Below are 21,404 nucleotides of genomic sequence, written 5' to 3'. Positions count from 1 at the left end.
ACCAATTCCCTTGATCAGTGGGAGATTTGCGTGCGTGTGTCGCGTCATGGCAGACCTGTCTCGAAAATGCGAAGACTGATAGCCGCTGGTACGGCGGCACTTGCCGTCCTCGCCGGCGGACTGGTCGCCACCGCCCAGGCCGACGACGGCGGAGTCGAGAAGTTCCTGCCGCCCAAGGACTCCAAGGTCGTCAGCTCCAAAGAGGTCTCGCCGCGAATCATCGGCGGAACGAACACGTCGATCAGCAGCGCCCCCTGGATGGTGCAGCTGCTTTTCGAGTTCGACAACGACGGATACTTCTACTTCACCTGCGGCGGAACGCTCGTCGCGCCCAACAAGGTTCTTACGGCGGCGCACTGCGTCACCGACGAGAACGGCAAAGCGCTCGACATGGTCGGCCGCGGCATGATCCTGGCCAACACGGCCAAGCTCGCCGGCGGTCCGAACGACGAGGGCACCGCGGTCGGCATCAGCCGCTCGTACTTCGCGGGGTCGTACAACGCGGCCGAGATCGACAACGACATCGCGCTGCTGACGCTCGCCAAGCCCCTGACGGGCACCCCGGCCCAGCCCGCCTCGTACGGTGACACCGCCAGGTACGCGGCGGGTACCACCGCCACCACCTACGGCTGGGGCATGACCGGCTCGGACCCGGACTTCGACACGCTCTCCGACACCCTCCAGCGGGTGACGCAGCCGCTGCGCTCGGACGCCGAGTGCACCGAGAACCTGGACACCGCGCTCGGCATGCCCGGTGCCTACAAGGCGGGTCACATGATCTGCGCGGGCGTCGGAGGCACGGGCGACAACAGCACGGGCAAGGCGACCTGCCCGGGTGACTCCGGCAGCCCGATGATGGTGAGCGGCCGGATCGTCGGCGTCACCTCGTGGGGTGTGGCCACCCCGTCCGAGCTGTGCAACCTCAACGGCCTGTACGACGTGTACACCAAGGTCTCGACGTACATGCCGGCCCTCCAGCCGCGTATCGACGACACCAACTTCAGCCGTGACCACCGGGCGGACCCGTTCGCCCGCACCACGGGCAGCACCGGCTACACCTTCACGTCGAGCGGTGAGAAGGTCACCCGCAAGGCGTTCGCCGGGTCGTACAGCAGCTACAACTACATCGTGCAGACCGACCTCAACAGGGACGGTTACGAGGACCTCGTCGCCCGCCAGGGATCGACCGGCGACGTGTACTGGCTGCACCGCTCCGTGAGCAGCTCGACCTATGTGAAGACCAAGCTGTTCTCCAACTGGAAGACGGTCCGCGCGATCGTCGCTCCCGGCGACGTGAACGGTGACGGCAAGGGAGACATCGTCTCCGTGACCTCCGACGGCAGCCTGATGGTGTACCCGAGCTACGGCAACGGCAAGTTCAACACCGCGGTCAAGGTCGGCACCGGCTACCAGGCCTACAACCAGGTCCGCGGCCACGGCGACTTCACCAACGACGGCAAGGCCGACCTGCTGGTCCGCCGAGGTGGCACGAACGCGCTCTACCTCGTGAAGGGCACCGGCAAGTCCACCGCCCCGTTCGAGACGCCCACCCTGGTCCGCAGCGACTGGTCGGCGTACAACCTCATCGTCACCCCCGGCGATGTGAACGGCGACGGCAAGGCCGACGTCCTCGCCCGTACGAACGGGGGGACCCTGTCCCTTCTCAAGGGCACGGGCAAGGCCACGTCCGAGATCTTCGCCACACCCGTGAGCCTCGGCACCGGCTGGAACAGCTACTACACGATCGCATGAACCCCCAGGTGAGGACCGGCTGAGGACCTGCTGAACGGTTCACTCACCCGTACGTCACTGTGGCCCCCGCCCCGGCGGGGGCCACAGCTTGTTGTGCGACTCTGCCAGCTTGCCGACGAGAGCTGAGGAGCAGATGTCCGATCAGAGCAGGGGCGGCCGAATACGCGCGACCGGGTCGCGCCGTAAGAAGCCCGGCGCGCGCCGCCGCGCCATGACCGTGGTCGCGTGGTCGGCCGCCGCCCTGGTCCTCGTCGGCGGACTCGGTCTCGGATACGCGTACTTCACCCTCAACGGCAACATCCAGGGCGTCGACATCAACGCCAGACTCGGCACCGACCGCCCCGTGAACGTCGACAACGGCTCGATGGACATCCTCGTCCTCGGCTCCGACTCACGCTCCGGCTCCAACTCCTCGTACGGCGCCGACCAGGGCGGAGCCCGTTCGGACACCGCGATGATCGTGCACGTCAACGAGGGTCACAAGAGCGCGAGTGTCGTCTCCGTACCGCGCGACACGATCGTCGAACGCCCCGACTGCGAGGACGCCGACGGCGCCACCGCCGCCGGCGCGCAGCGGGTCATGTTCAACACGGCGTACGAGGTCGGCGGCCCGGCCTGCGCGGTGAAGACCGTCGAGAAGATGTCCGGCATCCGCATGGACCACTACATCGAGGTCGACTTCACCGGGTTCAAGCAGCTCGTCGACGACCTCGGCGGCGTGAAGATCACCACCAGAGAGGCAATCGACGACTCCAAGAGTCATCTGAACCTCGAACCCGGCACCCACACCCTCGACGGCGAGCAGGCGCTCGGCCTCGTCCGGACGCGCAAGAGCGTCGGCGACGGCAGCGACCTGGGCCGGATCCAGCTCCAGCAGGCCTTCATCAAGGCGCTGATCACCCAGGTCAAGGAGATCGGCCTGCTCAGCAGCCCCAAGAAGCTGTACGACATCGCCGATACCGCGACCCGCGCGATCACCCCCGACTCCGAGCTGGACTCGGTCAGGGAACTCGCGAGCTTCGCCGGCGGTCTCAAGAGCCTCGGGGCCGAGGACGTCAACATGATCACGCTTCCCGTCGAGTACGACCCGTTGGACCCGAACCGCGTCGTACCGCTGGAGAAGGCGTCCGAGCAGGTCTGGACCGCGCTCCGCGCCGACAAGCCGATCCCCGCGTCGGCGACGGAGCAGTCCGCGGGCGACAAAGGGGACGCCGCCGACGTGGTCAGCGGCGGCTGACGGCACCCCCCAGGGGGGTGCGGCGGGGGAATAGATCCCGGGCCACCCCGGTTTTGGAGATACGGCTGGTCCTGGCAGACTGGTCCGTCGGCCCCGGTTCACGTACGAGCATCCGCGCGTGCGACCCGGCGCCTTCCTCGCCTGGCGAGGATGTTCCTGAGGAGACACCTTGAAGCGCGACATCCACCCCACGTACGTCGAGACCCAGGTCAGCTGTACCTGCGGTGCGTCGTTCACCACTCGCAGCACGATCGAATCGGGCTCCGTCCGTGCCGAGATCTGCTCCGAGTGCCACCCGTTCTACACGGGCAAGCAGAAGATCCTCGACACCGGTGGCCGCGTGGCCCGCTTCGAGGCCCGCTTCGGCAAGGCTGCCGCCGGCTCCGCCAACAAGTAGCGAGCCACCTGCGCCGGTTCTCGGCGCCCCTGCCCTGGGGCGTCGGGACCGGCGCTTTGCCGTCCCGCAGCACCTACGTACGCGAACCCAGGAGCCCCCGAATGTTCGAGGCGGTCGAGGAACTGGTCGGCGAGCACGCCGATCTGGAGAAGAAGCTCGCCGACCCGTCGGTCCACGCGGACCAGGCGCATGCCCGCAAGCTCAACAAGCGGTACGCCGAACTGACCCCGATCATCGGGACGTACCGCTCCTGGAAGCGGACCGGGGACGACATCGAGACGGCCCGCGAGTTCGCGGCAGACCCCACCGACGCGTCGGCCGGCGACTTCGCCGCCGAGGTCAAGGTGCTGGAGAAGCAGCGCGATGAGCTGACCGAGAAGCTCCGCCTGCTGCTCGTCCCGCGCGACCCCAGCGACGACAAGGACGTCATCCTGGAGATCAAGGCGGGCGCGGGCGGCGACGAGTCGGCGCTGTTCGCCGGTGACCTCCTGCGGATGTATCTGCGGTACGCCGAGCGCGTCGGCTGGAAGACCGAGATCATCGACGCCACCGAGTCCGAGCTGGGCGGCTACAAGGACGTCCAGGTCGCCGTGAAGACCAAGGGCGGCAACGGGGCCACCGAGCCGGGACAGGGCGTCTGGGCACGGCTCAAGTACGAGGGCGGGGTGCACCGCGTGCAGCGGGTGCCCTCCACCGAGTCACAGGGCCGGATCCACACGTCGGCGGCCGGTGTCCTCGTGACGCCGGAGGCGGAGGAGGTCGATGTGGAGATCCACGCCAACGACCTGCGTATCGACGTCTACCGCTCGTCGGGCCCCGGCGGCCAGTCCGTCAACACGACGGACTCCGCCGTCCGGATCACGCATCTGCCCACCGGCGTCGTCGCTTCCTGCCAGAACGAGAAGAGTCAGCTCCAGAACAAGGAGCAGGCCATGCGTATCCTGCGCTCGCGGCTGCTCGCCGCGGCACAGGAGGAGGCGGAGAAGAACGCGGCCGACGTCCGGCGCAGCCAGGTGCGTACCGTCGACCGGTCCGAGAAGATCCGTACGTACAACTTTCCGGAAAACCGGATCTCGGACCACCGCGTCGGCTTCAAGGCGTACAACTTGGACCAAGTGCTCGACGGTGAACTGGCGGCAGTGATCCAGGCCTGCGTCGACGCCGACTCGGCGGCGAAGCTCGCCGCCGCCTGAGCAGCCCCGCGCAGCACCGACACGTCCGTACCGATCACGTTGCCTTCCCGTCCACATCCACGTCCACGTCTGAAGGAGGAACCAGCGTGCAGCCACCTTCTGGGGGGCCCAGCGACCCCCAGCGGCTCCGCCGCGGGCCTGCCCCACGCAGTCTGCTGCTCGCCGAGGTGGCCCAGGCCACCCAGCGACTGGCCGACGCGGGCGTGCCGTCGCCGCGGTTCGACGCGGAGGAACTCGCCGCGTTCGTGCACGGCGTCAAGCGCGGAGAGCTGCACAGCGTCGTGGACGAGGAGTTCGACGCCCGCTACTGGGAGACCGTCGCACGCCGCGAGGCCCGTGAACCGCTCCAGCACATCACCGGGCGGGTCTTCTTCCGGTACCTGGAACTCCAGGTGGGGCCAGGGGTGTTCGTCCCCCGGCCGGAGACCGAGTCCGTCGTCGGCTGGGCCATAGACGCGGTCCGCGCGATGGACGTCGTCGAGCCGCTGATCGTCGATCTCTGCTCGGGATCCGGCGCGATCGCGCTCGCGATGGCACAGGAGGTCCCGCGCTCGCGTGTGCACGCCGTGGAGCTGTCCGAGGACGCCCTCACCTGGACGCGGAGGAACGCCGAGGGGTCCAGGGTCACCGTGCACCGCGGAGACGCTCTGACGGCCCTCCCGGACTTCGACGGCCAGGTCGACCTGGTCATCTCCAACCCGCCGTACATCCCGCTCACCGAGTGGGAGTACGTGGCGCCCGAGGCCCGCGACCACGACCCGGAGATGGCGCTCTTCTCCGGCGAGGACGGCCTGGACACGATCCGGGGCATCGAACGCACCGCGCACCGGCTGCTGCGCCCCGGCGGCCTGGTCGTCGTGGAGCACGCGGACACGCAGGGCGGACAGGTCCCGTGGATCTTCAGCGAGGAGTCCGGCTGGGCGGACGCGGCGGACCACCCGGACCTGAACAAACGCCCCCGCTTCGCGACGGCCCGCAAGGCCATGCCGTGAGGGCGAGAGCAGGGACAAGGCTCTCTGCGAGTGAGCCGAAGGGGCGCGCCGCTGTCGAAAGGGAGAGCGCGCGGAGGTCCGTGAGGAACGAGCGGACCGAGCACGGTCGACCGTCGACAGGGGCACAGAGCGCCCCGGAGGCGAACCGAGCACTAAAAACAACAAGAGGGGACCGTTAGATATGGCACGGCGATACGACTGCAACGACGCGACCGACCGCATCACCGGTCTGCGTGAAGCCGCGTCCGCCGTCCGTCGCGGCGAGTTGGTCGTCCTGCCCACCGACACCGTGTACGGGCTCGGCGCCGACGCGTTCAGCTCCGAGGCCGTCGCCGATCTCCTCGACGCCAAGGGCCGGGGCCGCAACATGCCCACACCCGTGCTCATCGGCTCCCCGAACACCCTGCACGGCCTGGTCACGGACTTCTCGGAGCAGGCCTGGGAGCTGGTCGACGCCTTCTGGCCCGGCGCGCTCACCCTGGTCGCCAAGCACCAGCCGTCGCTCCAGTGGGACCTCGGTGACACCCGTGGCACCGTCGCGATCCGGATGCCGCTGCACCCCGTCGCGATCGAACTGCTGACCGAGGTCGGCCCGATGGCCGTCTCCAGCGCCAACCTGACCGGACACCCGGCGCCGGAGGACTGCGACGCGGCGCAGGAGATGCTGGCCGACGCGGTGTCGGTCTACCTCGACGGCGGGAAGACCCCCGGCATCGTGCCGTCCTCGATCGTGGACGTCACCGGCAAGGTCCCGCTGCTGCTGCGCGCGGGCGCCGTCGACGCCGACGAGCTGCGCAAGGTCGTACCCGACCTTGAGGTGGCCAATTGACCGCCCCTGAGGGGCGTGGCATAGCGGGACTCCCCGACACCTTCCGCATCCTCCACGTCAGTACCGGCAACGTGTGCCGCTCGCCCATCACCGAGCGGCTGAACCGCCATGCCCTGAGCGACCGCCTCGGCGAGCGGCTGACCGGCGGGCTCATCGTGGAGAGCGCGGGCACCTGGGGGCACGAGGGGGCCTCGATGGAGGCCAACGCCGAGGCCGTCCTGGCGGATTTCGGCGCCGACCCGTCCGGCTTCGTCGGGCGGGAGCTGCTGGACGAGCACGTCATCCGCGCGGACCTGGTGCTCACGGCGACGCGTGACCACCGGGCGCAGGTCATCTCGATGGGGCACTCGGCGGGCCTGCGGACCTTCACGCTGAAGGAGTTCACGCGTCTCGTACGGGCCATAGACCCGGCGACGCTGCCCGACCCGCTCGACGAGGGAGTGGTCGAGCGCGCCCGTGCGCTGGTGCGTGCCGCCGCCGCGCTGCGCGGATGGCTGCTGGCCCCGAACGCGGAGGCGGACGAGGTCTACGACCCGTACGGTGCGCCCATCACCTTCTTCCGCTCCATCGGCGACGAGATCCACCAGGCGCTGGACCCGGTGGTGACGGCGCTCACGGGCGTACCGACCCCGCACTAGTATTTCGTCGCTCGCACAGCGTTGAACTGCGGCGACGTACGGTGAGAAAAACGGCGGCACACAGGGTGGGACGAATTTGTGCAACCAACGCGCCGCCGTGTATGTCCTTCACCATGTGGCTACTCGCGTTCCAACAGTCGTCCTGTCGCGAGCTAGTGTGTGTGGCTCAGACGGTCGGCGATTCCTGTGGGGCAGCCTGTGCGTGATTACCTGCTGACGCTCTGCGTGACGGCCGCGGTGACTTATCTGCTGACCGGTCCGGTGCGGAAGTTCGCCATCGCGATCGGCGCGATGCCCGCGATCCGCGCCCGCGACGTCCACCGCGAACCGACACCGCGTCTCGGCGGTATCGCCATGTTCTTCGGCCTGTGCGCCGGACTTCTGGTCGCCAGCAACCTGCAGAATCTCAGCGGGGTCTTCGAGCAGTCGAACGAGCCCCGCGCGCTGCTCTCCGGTGCCGCGCTGATCTGGCTGATCGGTGTCCTGGACGACAAGTTCGAGATCGACGCCCTGATCAAGCTGGGCGGCCAGATGATCGCCGCCGGTGTGATGGTGATGCAGGGGCTGACGATCCTGTGGATCCCGGTGCCCGGTGTCGGCACCGTCGCGCTGACCTCGTGGCAGGGCACGCTCCTCACGGTCGCCCTCGTCGTGATCACGATCAACGCGGTCAACTTCGTCGACGGGCTCGACGGTCTCGCCTCCGGCATGGTCTGCATCGCGGCGGCGGCGTTCTTCCTCTACGCCTACCGCATCTGGTACGGGTACGGCATCGAGGCCGCCGCCCCGGCCACCCTGTTCGCCGCGATCCTCATGGGCATGGGCATCGGCTTCCTGCCGCACAACATGCATCCGGCCCGGATCTTCATGGGTGACTCGGGCTCGATGCTGATCGGTCTGGTCCTCGCGACGGGCGCCATCTCCGTGACGGGGCAGGTCGATCCGGACGCCCTGAAGATCTACGCGGACGGCTCGACCCGTGAGGCGACGCACGCCGCGCTGCCGGTCTTCATCCCGCTGTTGCTGCCGCTGACGATCATCGCGATCCCGGTGGCCGACCTCGTGCTCGCGATCGTGCGCCGCACCTGGAACGGCCAGTCGCCGTTCGCCGCCGACCGCGGTCATCTCCACCACCGGCTGCTGGAGATCGGGCACTCGCACAGCAGGGCCGTACTGATCATGTACTTCTGGTCGGCGCTGATCGCCTTCGGCGTGGTGCTGTACTCGGTCCACTCCTCGTCCACGATGTCCACGATGTGGATCGTTCTCGCGGTCGTCGCACTGAGCGCGCTCGGGCTGCTGCTCCTGCTGCTGCCGCGCTTCACACCGCGTGCCCCGCGCTGGGCCGAGGCCGTCGTGCCGCCCCGCTACCGGCGCCGCGGACGGGCGGTCCAGGGGGAGTTGGCACAAGCCGCCCAGGAGGCGGCGGAGCCGCGGGAGAGCCGGCCGGGCACCGGATCACAGGTGCCTCACGATTCCCGCCCGGCCGGGGACGTGGCGGCCGACGAACTGGCCCCGGTGCCGGCGGGCGTCAACGGGGCGACCGCGATCGGACCGCGATCTCGTTTTCCCGACCGACGCAAAGCGGATTCCGCGTACTGAGAATTGCCTCAAGGGGCCCCATTACCAGACAAGACGTGCCGGTGTCAGACTCGGACGCGTGAATTGGTCCTCATGTGTGACGGTAAGCACACGTTCATGGTAAAGACCTCATCAAATAGTTTGTGATACCGTTCACGAGACCCGGCGCCAGAGCCGAAGGACCGTAGTGCGACGGTCCGTTGGCCCGAGAATCCAACTCTCGGACCGGGCCTACGCTCGTCCATGACGACACCATCTGCCCCACCCAGCAAGCGGAGCTGCCGCCATGCCGACCAACGACGTCCGGATCCTGCTCAATTCCGCCGTACCCACCGCCGCCGCCGGCGTCGTCGCCGCGGTGATCAGTGGTGTGGTCAGTGGTGGCAAGGGCGCTCTGGGAGCCGCTGTCGGTGTGGTGGTGGTCATTCTCTTCATGGGTGTCGGTCTCACCGTCCTCCAGCGCACCGCGAAGTCGCTCCCGCATCTCTTCCAGGCGATGGGGCTGATGCTCTACACCGCCCAGTTGCTGCTGCTGCTCGTCTTCCTGGCGGTCTTCAAGGACACCACGCTGTTCAACCCCAAGGCCTTCGGCTTCACGCTCCTCGCGGCGACCCTCGTCTGGATCGCCGCACAGGCCCGCGCGTACATGAAGGCCAAGATCCTCTACGTCGAACCCGAGTCCTCCACGGCCACGAAGGCCGAGAAGACGGGGTCCTCGGCGTGAAGGGTAGGGGCGGGATAAGTGCCTGTTCGGCATCCTGCTATCGTCCGGTTCCAACTGCGGCATTGCGGGCGCGGGCATCCGAGCTGACGCCTGTTCCATCGCGAGGCTCCATGCCTGAGAGCCGCCCCCATATCTGTCACACCAGTCCAGTGCCGAACCGCGGCTTCGCGCCGCGCCGACACAACGAGGTTGCCGTACCTATGCGCCACGCTGAAGGAGCCCGCGGTGAGTGCTGATCCCCAGACCCTCGCCTTCGACGCGAGCTGCCACATCTTTTCCGGCTGCGGGTTCCCGGCTCCGGGCCTCCATACGTTCATGTACAAGCCCATTTTCGAGGTGGGCGGATACGAATTCAACAAGCCGATGCTGCTGGCTCTGCTGAGCTCCATCGTGGTTGTCGGATTCTTCTGGGCGGCGTTCAACAAGCCGAAGATGGTGCCGGGCAAGGTCCAGATGATCGGCGAGGCCGGTTACGACTTCGTCCGCCGCGGGATCGTCTACGAGATCATCGGCAAGAAGGACGGTGAGAAGTACGTCCCGTTGATGGTGTCCATCTTCTTCTTCGTCTGGCTGATGAATCTCTGGTCGATCATTCCGCTCGCCCAGTTCCCGGTCACCTCGCTGATCGCGTTCCCGGCGGCGATGGCGATCATCGTCTACATCCTCTGGGTCAGCCTGACCTTCAAGACCCACGGATGGAGCGGTGGTTGGAAGAACATCACCGGCTACGACAAGTCGCTCGGCTGGGTCCTGCCGCTCGTCGTGGTGATCGAGTTCTTCTCGAACCTGCTGATCCGGCCCTTCACCCACGCGGTCCGACTGTTCGCGAACATGTTCGCCGGTCACCTGCTCATCGTCATGTTCACGCTGGCCACGTACTACCTGCTGAACGGACTGGGCTTCGTCTACGCCGGTGCCTCGTTCGCGATGGTGCTGATCATGACCGTCTTCGAACTCTTCATCCAGGCCGTCCAGGCGTACGTCTTCGTGCTCCTGGCCTGCAGCTACATCCAGGGCGCGCTCGCCAAGAGCCACTGAGCCCAGCCCCGTAATTCCAGAACCAACACCAGAACCAACAAACGTCCGGTGGCCAACCCCCACCGGGTCCGTGAAAGAGAAGGAAGTAACGGCATGTCCGCTGCTCTCGAATTGGTCAACCTCGCCTCTGCCAAGACCACGGTCGTCGGCAACGTGGCCTCGATCGGTTACGGCCTCGCCGCGATCGGCCCCGGCGTCGGCGTCGGCATCATCTTCGGTAACGGCACCCAGGCCCTCGCCCGTCAGCCCGAGGCGGCCGGCCTGATCCGCACCAACCAGATCATGGGTTTCGCCTTCTGTGAGGCGCTCGCCCTCATCGGCATCGTCATGGGCTTCGTCTACCAGTAAGCCGGACCGACAGCCCTACCCCTTTCACGGAAGGCATTGATGTGAACGCTCTCTACGTTGCGGCAGCGGCGGAGCCTCAGAATCCGCTCGTCCCGCTTCCTGACGAGCTCATCATCGGCCTGATCGCCTTCGCCATCGTCTTCGGCTTCCTCGCCAAGAAGCTCCTCCCGAACATCAACAAGGTTCTGGAAGAGCGACGTGAGGCCATCGAAGGTGGCATCGAGAAGGCGGAAGAGGCCAAGACCGAAGCGCAGAGCGTCCTGGAGCAGTACAAGGCCCAGCTCGCCGAAGCGCGTCACGAGGCGGCTCGTCTCCGTCAGGAGGCGACCGAGCAGGGCGCCACCATCATCCAGGAGATGAAGGCGGAAGGGCAGCGGCAGCGCGAGGAGATCGTCGCGGCCGGTCACGCCCAGATCGAGGCCGACCGCAAGGCCGCGGCCTCGGCGCTCCGCCAGGACGTCGGCAAGCTCGCGACCGATCTCGCCGGCAAGCTCGTGGGTGAGTCCCTTGAGGACAGCGCCCGGCAGAGCCGCACCATCGACCGCTTCCTCGACGAGCTCGAGGACGGCGCGTCGAAGGCTGAGGCGGCCCGATGAGCATGAACGGCGCGAGCCGCGCGGCGCTGGCCGCCGCACGTGAGCGTCTCGACGCGCTGACCGACAACACCTCGGTCGACGCGGCGAAGCTCGCGGAGGAGCTGACCGCCGTCACCGCGCTGCTCCACCGCGAGGTGTCGCTGCGCCGGGTCCTGACCGACCCGGCGCGGGCCGGCGAGTCCAAGGCCGAGCTGGCCGGCGGACTGTTGGGCGGGCAGGTGGGCGGCGAGGCCGCCGACCTGATCACCGGCATGGTCCGGTCCCGCTGGTCGCAGCCGCGTGACCTGGTCGACGCGGTGGAGGAGCTGGCGGCCCTCGCCGAGCTCACCGCCGCGCAGCGGGCCGGTGGCCTCGACGACGTGGAGGACGAGCTGTTCCGGTTCGGCCGGATCGTCGAGTCCAGCACCGAGCTGCGTGCCGCGCTGACCGACCGGGCGGCGACGGTGTCGGCCAAGACCGGGCTGCTGACCAGCCTGCTGGGCGGCCGGGCCAACCCGAGCACCGAGCGTCTGGTCGTCCGTCTCGTCACCCAGCCCCGTGGACGTAGCCTGGAAGCGGGTCTTCAGACCCTGTCCCGGCTCGCCGCGGCGCGCCGGGACCGGATGGTGGCCGTCGTCACGTCGGCGGTACCCCTCACCGAAGGCCAGAAGCAGCGCCTCGGCGCGGCCCTGGCCAGGCTGTACGGCCACCCGATGCATCTGAACCTCGACGTGGACCCCGAGGTCCTCGGCGGAGTCTCGGTCCGTGTCGGCGACGAGGTCGTCAACGGCACGGTCGCGGAACGCCTCGACGAGGCGGCACGGCGGCTGGCCGGCTGAAGGCCGCTCACCGTTACGTGACAGCCGGATTACCGACACACATATCCAGAGATCAAGAACTGCGGCCCGGTTGGGCCGTGCAGAAATTGCAGAAGATTCCTGGGGGTCGCCCCCAGACCCCCATAGAACTTCGGGCCCAACAAGGAGAGCAGGGAATCCAGATGGCGGAGCTCACGATCCGGCCGGAGGAGATCCGGGATGCGCTGGAGAACTTTGTCCAGTCGTACAAGCCGGACGCGGCCTCGCGCGAGGAGGTCGGGACGGTCAGCGTTGCCGGTGACGGCATCGCGAAGGTCGAGGGTCTGCCCTCGGCCATGGCGAACGAACTGCTGAAGTTCGAGGACGGGACCCTGGGTCTCGCCCTGAACCTGGAGGAGCGCGAGATCGGCGCGGTCATCCTCGGTGAGTTCAGCGGTATCGAGGAGGGTCAGTCGGTCACCCGTACCGGCGAGGTGCTCTCCGTCGGCGTCGGCGAGGGTTACCTCGGCCGTGTCGTCGACCCGCTCGGCACCCCGATCGACGGCCTCGGCGAGATCGCGACCGACGGCCGCCGCGCCCTGGAGCTCCAGGCTCCGGGCGTCATGGTCCGTAAGTCGGTGCACGAGCCGATGCAGACCGGATACAAGGCCGTCGACTCGATGGTGCCGATCGGCCGGGGCCAGCGTCAGCTGATCATCGGCGACCGCCAGACCGGCAAGACCGCCCTGGCCGTCGACACCATCATCAACCAGCGCGACAACTGGCGCTCGGGCGACGTGAACAAGCAGGTGCGCTGCATCTACGTCGCCATCGGCCAGAAGGGCTCCACCATCGCGTCCGTACGCGGTGCGCTGGAAGAGGCCGGCGCGCTTGAGTACACGACGATCGTCGCCGCCCCGGCGTCCGACCCGGCGGGCTTCAAGTACCTGGCCCCGTACACCGGTTCGGCCATCGGTCAGCACTGGATGTACCAGGGCAAGCACGTCCTGATCATCTTCGACGACCTGTCGAAGCAGGCCGACGCCTACCGCGCCGTCTCGCTGCTGCTGCGCCGTCCGCCGGGCCGTGAGGCCTACCCGGGCGACGTCTTCTACCTGCACTCTCGTCTGCTGGAGCGCTGCGCCAAGCTCTCCGACGACATGGGCGCCGGTTCGATGACGGGCCTGCCCATCGTCGAGACCAAGGCGAACGACGTGTCGGCGTTCATTCCGACCAACGTCATCTCCATCACCGACGGCCAGTGCTTCCTGGAGTCCGACCTGTTCAACGCCGGCCAGCGGCCCGCGCTGAACGTCGGTATCTCGGTCTCCCGAGTCGGCGGCTCCGCCCAGCACCGGGCCATGCGCCAGGTGTCGGGTCGCCTCCGCGTGGACCTCGCCCAGTACCGCGAGCTGGAGGCGTTCGCCGCCTTCGGTTCCGACCTGGACGCCGCGTCGAAGGCCTCGCTCCAGCGTGGTCAGCGCATGGTCGAGCTGCTGAAGCAGCCGCAGTACGCGCCGTACCCGGTCGAGGAGCAGGTCGTCTCCATCTACGCCGGCACCACCGGCAAGATGGACGACGTCCCGGTCGAGGACATCAGCCGCTTCGAGAGCGAACTGCTGGAGCACCTGCGCCGCGAGCGCAAGGAGCTGCTGACCAGCATCGCCGAGGGCGCCAAGATGTCGGACGACACTCTTGAGTCCATCAGCGACGCCATCGCCGCCTTCAAGAAGCAGTTCGAGACCTCGGACGGCAAGCTTCTGGGCGACGACGCCCCGGCCGGCGTCAACGTCTCCAAGTGACGACGGAAGGGACCTGACTCATGGGAGCCCAGCTCCGGGTCTACAAGCGTCGCATCAAATCCGTCACCGCGACCAAGAAGATCACCAAGGCGATGGAGATGATCGCCGCCTCGCGCATCGTCAAGGCGCAGCGCCAGGTGACGGCCTCCACGCCGTACGCGACCGAGCTGACCCGCGCGGTCACGGCGGTGGCGACCGGATCCAACACCAAGCACCCCCTGACCACGGAGGCCGAGGCGCCGGTACGGGCCGCGGTTCTGCTCGTCACGAGCGACCGCGGACTGGCCGGCGGCTACTCCTCCAACGCCATCAAGGCGGCCGAGCGGCTCACCGAGCGGCTCACGAGTGAGGGCAAGCAGGTCGACACGTACATCGTCGGCCGCAAGGGTGTCGCCTACTACGGCTTCCGTGAGCGCGAGGTCGCGGAGTCGTGGACCGGCTTCACCGACAGTCCGAGCTACGCGGACGCCAAGAAGGTCGCCGGACCGCTGATCGAGGCGGTCCAGCGGGACACGGCGGACGGCGGCGTGGACGAACTCCACATCGTCTTCACCGAGTTCGTCTCGATGCTGACGCAGACGCCGGTGGAGAACCGGCTGCTGCCTCTCTCCCTCGATGCGTCGGCGGAGGAAGAGGACTCGGCGGCAAAGCACGAGATCCTTCCGCTGTTCGACTTCGAGCCGTCGGCGGAGGACGTCCTCGACGCCCTGCTGCCGCGCTACGTCGAGAGCCGTATCTACAACGCGCTGCTCCAGGCCGCCGCTTCCAAGCACGCGGCCACCCGGCGCGCGATGAAGTCGGCGACCGACAACGCCGGGGATCTCATCAAGAGCCTCTCCCGGCTTGCCAACGCGGCCCGCCAGGCCGAAATCACCCAGGAAATCAGCGAGATCGTCGGTGGCGCCAGCGCCCTGGCCGACGCGACCGCGGGGAGTGAAAAGTAATGACGACCACTGTTGAGGCCACGGCCACGGGCCGCGTGTCCCGGGTCATCGGCCCGGTCGTCGACGTGGAGTTCCCCGTCGACGCGATGCCGGAGATCTACAACGCACTGCACGTCGAGGTGGCCGACCCGGCCGAGGACGGCAAGAAGAAGACGCTGACGCTCGAAGTCGCCCAGCACCTGGGTGAGGGACTGGTCCGCGCCATCTCGATGCAGCCGACCGACGGTCTGGTCCGCCAGGCCGTGGTGACGGACACCGGCGCGGGCATCTCGGTGCCCGTCGGTGACGTGACCAAGGGCAAGGTGTTCAACACCCTCGGCGAGATCCTGAACGACCCGGACGGCACGGCTCAGATCACCGAGCGCTGGCCGATCCACCGCAAGGCCCCGGCCTTCGACCAGCTTGAGTCGAAGACCGAGATGTTCGAGACCGGCCTGAAGGTCGTCGACCTGCTGACCCCGTACGTCAAGGGCGGCAAGATCGGTCTCTTCGGTGGAGCGGGCGTCGGCAAGACGGTCCTCATCCAGGAAATGATCATGCGTGTGGCGAAGCTGCACGACGGTGTTTCCGTGTTCGCCGGTGTCGGTGAGCGCACCCGTGAGGGCAACGACCTCATCGACGAGATGACCGAGTCGGGCGTCCTGGACAAGACCGCGCTGGTCTTCGGCCAGATGGACGAGCCGCCGGGCACCCGTCTGCGGGTCGCCCTGTCCGCCCTCACCATGGCGGAGTACTTCCGCGATGTGCAGAAGCAGGACGTGCTCCTCTTCATCGACAACATCTTCCGCTTCACCCAGGCCGGCTCCGAGGTCTCCACGCTGCTCGGCCGTATGCCGTCCGCGGTGGGCTACCAGCCGACCCTGGCGGACGAGATGGGTGTGCTCCAGGAGCGCATCACCTCGACCCGTGGCCACTCGATCACCTCGATGCAGGCGATCTACGTGCCGGCGGACGACCTGACCGACCCGGCCCCGGCCACGACCTTCGCGCACCTCGACGCGACGACCGTGCTGTCGCGTCCGATCTCGGAGAAGGGCATCTACCCGGCGGTGGACCCGCTGGACTCGACGTCCCGCATCCTGGACCCGCGTTACATCTCGCAGGCGCACTACGACGCGGCCAGCCGCGTCAAGGGAATCCTGCAGAAGAACAAGGACCTCCAGGACATCATCGCGATCCTCGGTATCGACGAGCTGGGCGAGGAGGACAAGCTCATCGTCCACCGCGCCCGTCGCGTCGAGCGCTTCCTGTCGCAGAACACCCACGCCGCCAAGCAGTTCACCGGCCTGGACGGCTCCGACGTGCCGCTCGACGAGTCGATCTCCGCGTTCAACGCGATCTGCGACGGCGACTACGACCACTTCCCTGAGCAGGCGTTCTTCATGTGCGGTGGTATCGAGGACCTGAAGGCGAACGCCAAGGAGCTCGGCGTCTCCTGAGTCACCGACTCATTCGGCGGGGGGCGGGCTCGTACCGCCCCCCTCCGAACCGCCGATCGTGACCCCATAGAATTAGACCGACACCCGGCGACACAGCCGGGTGGTGACCCGAGGAGCACCCTTGGCTGCTGAGCTGCACGTCGAGCTGGTCGCCGCGGACCGCAGTGTCTGGTCCGGCGAGGCCACCCTGGTCGTCGCGCGCACCACCTCCGGCGACATCGGCGTCATGCCCGGTCACCAGCCGCTGCTCGGTGTGCTGGAGTCGGGCCCCGTGACCATCCGTACGACCGAGGGCGGAACGGTCGTGGCCGCTGTGCACGGCGGTTTCCTCTCGTTCGCCGACAACAAGCTCTCGCTGCTCGCGGAGATCGCCGAGCTTGCGGACGAGATCGACGCCCAGCGTGCCGAGCGCGCGCTGGAGCGTGCGAAGTCGGGTGAGGACGACGCCGCCGAGCGGCGCGCCGATGTCCGACTGCGCGCTGTGGCGGTGCGCTGACGCACCGCTCCTGGAGAATTACCCTCAGCCGCGGCCCGTTCTGGAGTCATCCAGACCGTGTCGCGGCTGAGGCGATGGGGCCGCTGTTTCTGTTCGTTCGTACGGGTTACTCGATGAGGCGAGGAGGTCGGTATCGATGGTCCTCGCTCTGCTTGTCTGCGGACTGGTCGTCCTGCTGGTCGCGGTGGGGCTCTTCGTCTTCGGGCTGCGCCGACGGCTGATCCAGCGGTCCGGCGGGACCTTCGACTGCTCGCTGCGCTGGAACGTGGGCGAGGAGCCCGACACGTCCGGCAAGGGCTGGGTGTACGGCGTCGCCCGCTACAGCGGCGACCGGATCAACTGGTTCCGGGTCTTCTCGTACTCCCCGAGGCCCCGCCGCAGCCTTGAGCGCTCGGCCATCGAGGTGCGCGCCCGGCGCGCTCCCGAGGGCGAGGAGGAGCTGGCGCTGCTCTCCGACTCCGTCGTGCTCGGCTGTGTCCACAAGGGGACGCGCCTGGAGCTGGCGATGAGCGAGGACGCGCTGACCGGCTTCCTCGCCTGGCTGGAGGCGGCGCCGCCCGGCCAGCGGGTCAATGTCGCCTGAGTAGCCGGGCTTCTCGGACGTACGACGAGGGGGACGGTGCCCGTGGGCGCCGTCCCCCTCGCTGTGTGCCGTGCCGGTGCTACTTCAGACCGTTGTTGATCGCGGTCACGAGTTCGCCGTTCGCGGTGTCACCGGTGAAGTCCCAGAAGAACGCTCCGCCGAGACCCTGGCCCTTGGCCCAGGTCATCTTCGACGCGATCGTCGCCGGGGTGTCGTAGCTCCACCAGTTGCTGCCGCACTTCGCGTACGCCGTGCCGCCGACGGTGCCGGTGGCGGGGCAGGTGTTCTTGAGCACCTTGTAGTCCTCGATGCCCGCCTCGTACGTGCCGGGGGCCGCGCCCGTCGCGGTGCCGCCAGGCTCCGCCTGCGTGACGCCGGTCCAGCCGCGCCCGTAGAAGCCGATGCCCAGCAGCAGCTTCTTGGCCGGGACGCCCTTCGCCTTGTACTTGGCGATCGCGTCGGCGGAGTTGAAGCCGGCCTGCGGGATGCCGGGGTAGGAGGTGAGCGGGGAGTGCGGGGCCGTGGGGCCCTGCGGGGCGAAGGCGCCGAAGAAGTCGTACGTCATCACGTTGTACCAGTTGATGTACTGCGCGGCGGCGCCGTAGTCGGCCGCGTCGATCTTGCCGCCGCTGGAGGCGTCGGCGGTGACGGCCGCGGTGACCAGGTAGTTCTGGCCGAACTTGGCGCGCATGGCCTGCATCATGTTCGTGATCGACGCGGGACCGCTGGTGTCACAGCTCAGACCACAGGCGTTCGGGTACTCCCAGTCCAGGTCGATGCCGTCGAAGACATCGGCCCAGCGCGGGTCCTCGACCAGGTCGTAGCAGGACTGCGCGAACGCGGCCGGGTTCTTCACCGCGTCACCGAAGCCGCCGGACCAGGTCCAGCCGCCGAAGGACCAGAGGACCTTGATGTGCGGGTTGGCCGCCTTGAGCTTGCGCAGCTGGTTGAAGTTGCCGCGCAGCGGCTGGTCCCAGGTGTCGGCGACTCCGTCGACGGACTGGTCGGCGGTGTACGCCTTGTCCGTCGCGGCGTACGCGTCACCCATGGTGCACTTGCCGCCCTGGACGTTGCCGAACGAGTAGTTGATGTGGGTGATCTTGGACGCGCTGCCGGACGTCACCAGGTTCTTGACGTGGTAGTTGCGGTCGTAGACGCCCCACTCGGTGAAGTAGCCGAGCTTGACCTGGTCGCCGGGGCCCGGGTCCGTGCCGCCGCCGGTGGTCCTGACGGCGACGGAGCCGCTGACCGGTCCGGTCTGGTCGGCCGTGTCGCGGGCCTGGACGCTGTAGGAGTAGCTGGTGCCCGCCGTCAGGCCGGTGTTCGTGTACGTCGTACCGGTGACCGTGGCGATCTTCGAGCCGTCCCGCAGGACGTCGTAGTTCTTGATGCCCTTGTCGTCGGTGGCCGCGCTCCAGCTGAGCTTCGCCGACGTGTTGGTGATCTCGCTCGCCGTGGGTGTGCCGGGCGCGGTGGGGGCCGTGTCGCCGGGGACGCTGCCGCCGTCGCAGGACAGGCCGTTGAGCTTACAGCCGGAGGGGGCGCCGGGGCCGGTGCCGTTGAAGCCGAAGGTGACGGAGGCGCCCGGGTTCAGGGTGCCGTTCCAGCCGACGTTCTTGGCGGTCCAGTGGTTGGTGCCGCTCTTGGTGACCGTGGCGTCCCAGGCGGTGGTGACGCCGGTGCCGGCGGGGAAGTCCCACTCGACGGTCCAGGAGTTGAGGGTCGTGGTGCCGGTGTTCTTCACCGTCCACGAGCCTTCGAAGCCGGTGCCCCAGTCGGACTTCTTGGTGTACGTGGCGGTGGCCGACTCGGCTGCCTCGGCGGGGGACGCGAGGCCGACCATGGCGGCGAGGGGGAGGAGCAGTGCGGTCAGCGCCGCGACGGATCTGGACCTGAATCTGGTTCTTCGCAGGGAGGTGTTCGTGCTCAACGGGTACTCCTCGACGGTGAGTTGAGGTGAGTCCTGGGATGGTCCGGGGTGGTGCGGTCCGTGACACCCGACTCTTGCGACAGCTCGCGCACGAGTCAGTGGCGTGAGAGTAAGGAGGTCTGGACCAATCGTCAATAGGTCCAGACCAGAGGTGTGACGGGTGGGTCAGATGCCCAACTCCTGTGCCATGACCGCCGCTTGTACCCGGCTGCGCAGCCCCAACTTGCCCAGCAGCCTGCTCACATGTGTCTTGACCGTCGCCTCGGCCATGTCGAGCCGTACCGCGATCTCCGCGTTGGACAGCCCGCTGCCCAGAGACGACAGCACCTCGCGCTCGCGCCGGGTGAGCGCGTCGAGCACCGCGAGGTCCGGCGCCTCCGGTGACCGTACGGCCTTCGGCGACGCGAACTCCGCGATCAGCCGGCGCGTCACGGCCGGTGCGATCAGCCCCTCGCCGCGCGCCACCGTCCGTACCGCCTCGATCAACTCCCGCGCCTCGGTGTTCTTCAGCAGGAACCCGGACGCGCCCGCGCGCAGCGCGCCGAAGACGTACTCGTCCAGGTCGAACGTCGTCAGTACGAGTACATCCGCCAGCTTCTCCGCCACCACCTGCCGGGTCGCCGACACCCCGTCGAGCCGCGGCATCTGAACATCCATCAGCACCAGGTCCGGGCGCAGTTCACGGGCCAGCCGTACGGCCTCCTCGCCGTCCCCCGCCTCGCCCACCACCTCGATCTCCCGCGCGCTGCGCAGGATCAGCACCAGCCCCGCGCGTACCGCCGACTGGTCCTCGGCCACCAGAACCCGGATCGTCATGAAGTGCCGCTCTCCTCGTCGACGGGCAGCAGCGCCCGTACCCGCCAGATCTTCGTCCCGCCGGCGTCGTCCGCCGTCACCGGGCCCGCCTCGAACGCCCCGTCCAGCAGCGCGACCCGCTCACGCATCCCGACCAGACCGGCGCCGGAGCCGGGCGCGCGGGGGCCGGGCCGGTCGCCGTACGGGCTGGCGACCTCGACGCGCAGAGCGCGCCGTGAGAGCTCCAGGGCCACCGTCACCGTGCCCCGTGGTGCGTGCTTGAGCGCGTTCGTCAGCGACTCCTGGACGATGCGGTACGCGGCCATCTCCACCGACGCGGGCAGCGCCGCGCCGTCGCCCCGCCGGTCCTCCAGCGCGAACACCAGCCCGCTGGACGCGCCGTTCGTACGCGCCTGCTCCATGAGCGAGTCGAGCGCCCGCAGTGTCGGCGCCGCCGCCGGCTCCCGGTCGTCGCCGGCGTCCCGCAGCAGCCCGATCAGCCGGCGCATCTCGGCCAGTCCCGCGACGCTGTTCTCGCGGATCACCGCCAGCGCGTCCTTCGTGGTGCGCGCGTCGTCGAGGGAGAGCGCGGCGGTGGAGTGGATCGCGATGGCCGACAGATGGTTGGCGACCATGTCGTGCAGCTCGCGGGCCATCCGCGCGCGCTCGGCCGTCACGGCCTGCGTACGGTCCATCTCGGCCAGCAGCGTGGTCTGTTCGGCCCGCAGCCGGGCGGCCTCGGCGGCGTCGCGGTGATTGCGCACCAGCACACCGGTGGTGGCCGGGGCGATCGTGATCGCGGCGACGACCACCCCGAACAGCAGCGCCTCGGGCGAGCGGAGCCAGCTCAGGGCCGCGACGGTGAAGGTGACCGTGACCACCGCCGTGCCCCAGGGAATACGGCGGGCGGCGGACGGGCTGCCGTACAGCACCGCCGCGTACACGATGTCCGTGAACATGGCGACCGTCGCCACACTGCCCAGGGTGAACTGGTCGGCGACCAGCGCCAGTGTGGCGACGAGGAGGGCGGTGCGGGGCGCGCTCCGGCGCACCAACTCCACCAGGGAGATGGCGACGAGCGGCCCGAGCACCCAGAGACCGGGCAGCCCACGGCCGCCCTGGGTGTGCAGCCCGAGCGCCCACAGCAGCACGCCGCCGAGCAGGCCGGCCGCCGAGATCAGCACGTCCTCGCGGTGCGGACGGGGGAAAACGGTCACCCCTCCATCAAACACGGCACCCCGCGCGGGCACCTCCACGTACCGGGCGATGACGCGGTACATCGAAGGATGCAGTCACGGTTCGTCACTGGTGACG

Annotated in this window: 21 protein-coding genes; 18 read left to right on the top strand and 3 right to left on the bottom strand. The window is 68.4% G+C overall.

What is annotated here, in order from left to right; all coding sequences use genetic code 11:
* Positions 1-66 precede the first annotated feature (66 nt).
* The 18 genes from ACIBLA_RS29095 (at position 67) to ACIBLA_RS29010 (ending at position 17,365) form a co-directional block, all read left to right on the top strand.
* A complete protein-coding gene (locus ACIBLA_RS29095) occupies positions 67-1,752 on the top strand; it encodes a trypsin-like serine protease (protein ID WP_399200339.1) in 1,686 nt (561 codons plus the stop codon).
* 133 nt (positions 1,753-1,885) lie between these two features.
* Positions 1,886-2,989 carry an LCP family protein gene (locus ACIBLA_RS29090; RefSeq protein WP_399200338.1) on the top strand — a complete coding sequence of 368 codons (1,104 nt, stop codon included), beginning with the start codon at positions 1,886-1,888 and terminating at the stop codon, positions 2,987-2,989.
* Between the two features lie 169 nt (positions 2,990-3,158).
* The gene (gene rpmE / locus ACIBLA_RS29085) at positions 3,159-3,386 is read left to right on the top strand and encodes a 50S ribosomal protein L31 (RefSeq protein WP_023538649.1); all 228 of its coding nucleotides are present in this window, start codon (positions 3,159-3,161) and stop codon (positions 3,384-3,386) included.
* Between the two features lie 101 nt (positions 3,387-3,487).
* Positions 3,488-4,579 carry a peptide chain release factor 1 gene (prfA, locus tag ACIBLA_RS29080; RefSeq protein ID WP_363241289.1) on the top strand — a complete coding sequence of 364 codons (1,092 nt, stop codon included), beginning with the start codon at positions 3,488-3,490 and terminating at the stop codon, positions 4,577-4,579.
* A gap of 152 nt (positions 4,580-4,731) precedes the next feature.
* Positions 4,732-5,571: a peptide chain release factor N(5)-glutamine methyltransferase gene (gene prmC, locus ACIBLA_RS29075; RefSeq protein ID WP_363241354.1), complete on the top strand. Its 840-nt coding sequence runs from the start codon at positions 4,732-4,734 to the stop codon at positions 5,569-5,571.
* A gap of 181 nt (positions 5,572-5,752) precedes the next feature.
* Entirely contained in the window at positions 5,753-6,400 is a 648-nt protein-coding gene (locus ACIBLA_RS29070) for an L-threonylcarbamoyladenylate synthase (RefSeq protein ID WP_363241290.1), read from the top strand.
* Entirely contained in the window at positions 6,397-7,038 is a 642-nt protein-coding gene (locus ACIBLA_RS29065; RefSeq protein ID WP_329381540.1) for a protein-tyrosine-phosphatase, read from the top strand. Before ACIBLA_RS29070 ends, ACIBLA_RS29065 begins: the two co-directional genes overlap by 4 nt.
* Before the next feature lie 198 nt (positions 7,039-7,236).
* Positions 7,237-8,640: an MraY family glycosyltransferase gene (locus tag ACIBLA_RS29060; protein ID WP_363241291.1), complete on the top strand. Its 1,404-nt coding sequence runs from the start codon at positions 7,237-7,239 to the stop codon at positions 8,638-8,640.
* 265 nt (positions 8,641-8,905) lie between these two features.
* Positions 8,906-9,343 carry a hypothetical protein gene (locus ACIBLA_RS29055; protein WP_399200337.1) on the top strand — a complete coding sequence of 146 codons (438 nt, stop codon included), beginning with the start codon at positions 8,906-8,908 and terminating at the stop codon, positions 9,341-9,343.
* Between the two features lie 225 nt (positions 9,344-9,568).
* Complete coding sequence (gene atpB / locus ACIBLA_RS29050) at positions 9,569-10,381, top strand: F0F1 ATP synthase subunit A (RefSeq protein ID WP_363241293.1); 813 nt, start codon at positions 9,569-9,571, stop codon at positions 10,379-10,381.
* Between the two features lie 93 nt (positions 10,382-10,474).
* On the top strand, positions 10,475-10,729 hold the full coding sequence (atpE, locus tag ACIBLA_RS29045) for an ATP synthase F0 subunit C (RefSeq protein WP_078075070.1): 255 nt from the start codon (positions 10,475-10,477) through the stop codon (positions 10,727-10,729).
* Between the two features lie 41 nt (positions 10,730-10,770).
* Positions 10,771-11,325: a F0F1 ATP synthase subunit B gene (locus ACIBLA_RS29040; protein ID WP_363241294.1), complete on the top strand. Its 555-nt coding sequence runs from the start codon at positions 10,771-10,773 to the stop codon at positions 11,323-11,325.
* 2 nt (positions 11,326-11,327) lie between these two features.
* The gene (locus ACIBLA_RS29035; protein WP_399200361.1) at positions 11,328-12,143 is read left to right on the top strand and encodes a F0F1 ATP synthase subunit delta; all 816 of its coding nucleotides are present in this window, start codon (positions 11,328-11,330) and stop codon (positions 12,141-12,143) included.
* Positions 12,144-12,304: 161 nt separating this feature from the next.
* A complete protein-coding gene (gene atpA / locus ACIBLA_RS29030) occupies positions 12,305-13,903 on the top strand; it encodes a F0F1 ATP synthase subunit alpha (protein ID WP_363241295.1) in 1,599 nt (532 codons plus the stop codon).
* A gap of 20 nt (positions 13,904-13,923) precedes the next feature.
* Positions 13,924-14,847 (top strand): F0F1 ATP synthase subunit gamma, encoded by a 924-nt coding sequence (locus ACIBLA_RS29025; protein WP_363241296.1) that lies wholly within the window; start codon positions 13,924-13,926, stop codon positions 14,845-14,847.
* On the top strand, positions 14,847-16,286 hold the full coding sequence (gene atpD / locus ACIBLA_RS29020; RefSeq protein ID WP_363241297.1) for a F0F1 ATP synthase subunit beta: 1,440 nt from the start codon (positions 14,847-14,849) through the stop codon (positions 16,284-16,286). The genes ACIBLA_RS29025 and atpD overlap by 1 nt, the downstream gene beginning before the upstream one ends.
* Before the next feature lie 121 nt (positions 16,287-16,407).
* Positions 16,408-16,782, top strand: a complete 375-nt coding sequence (locus ACIBLA_RS29015) for a F0F1 ATP synthase subunit epsilon (RefSeq protein ID WP_354604884.1) — start codon at positions 16,408-16,410, stop codon at positions 16,780-16,782.
* Between the two features lie 136 nt (positions 16,783-16,918).
* Complete coding sequence (locus ACIBLA_RS29010; RefSeq protein WP_363241298.1) at positions 16,919-17,365, top strand: DUF2550 domain-containing protein; 447 nt, start codon at positions 16,919-16,921, stop codon at positions 17,363-17,365.
* Positions 17,366-17,444: 79 nt separating this feature from the next.
* Here ACIBLA_RS29010 and ACIBLA_RS29005 read toward each other — a convergent pair whose 3' ends face one another.
* The 3 genes from ACIBLA_RS29005 to ACIBLA_RS28995 form a co-directional block, all read right to left on the bottom strand.
* Positions 17,445-19,295, bottom strand: coding sequence for a glycoside hydrolase family 18 chitinase (locus ACIBLA_RS29005; protein WP_363241299.1), 1,851 nt, complete (start codon positions 19,293-19,295; stop codon positions 17,445-17,447).
* 165 nt (positions 19,296-19,460) lie between these two features.
* Positions 19,461-20,111 carry a response regulator transcription factor gene (locus tag ACIBLA_RS29000; RefSeq protein ID WP_363241300.1) on the bottom strand — a complete coding sequence of 217 codons (651 nt, stop codon included), beginning with the start codon at positions 20,109-20,111 and terminating at the stop codon, positions 19,461-19,463.
* Positions 20,108-21,307 carry a sensor histidine kinase gene (locus ACIBLA_RS28995; protein ID WP_399200335.1) on the bottom strand — a complete coding sequence of 400 codons (1,200 nt, stop codon included), beginning with the start codon at positions 21,305-21,307 and terminating at the stop codon, positions 20,108-20,110. The genes ACIBLA_RS29000 and ACIBLA_RS28995 overlap by 4 nt, the downstream gene beginning before the upstream one ends.
* Between the last annotated feature and the right edge of the window lie 97 nt (positions 21,308-21,404).

Source organism: Streptomyces sp. NPDC050433, assembly GCF_044458565.1.
GTDB lineage: Bacteria > Actinomycetota > Actinomycetes > Streptomycetales > Streptomycetaceae > Streptomyces.
This window is presented reverse-complemented; position numbering and strand designations above follow the sequence as displayed.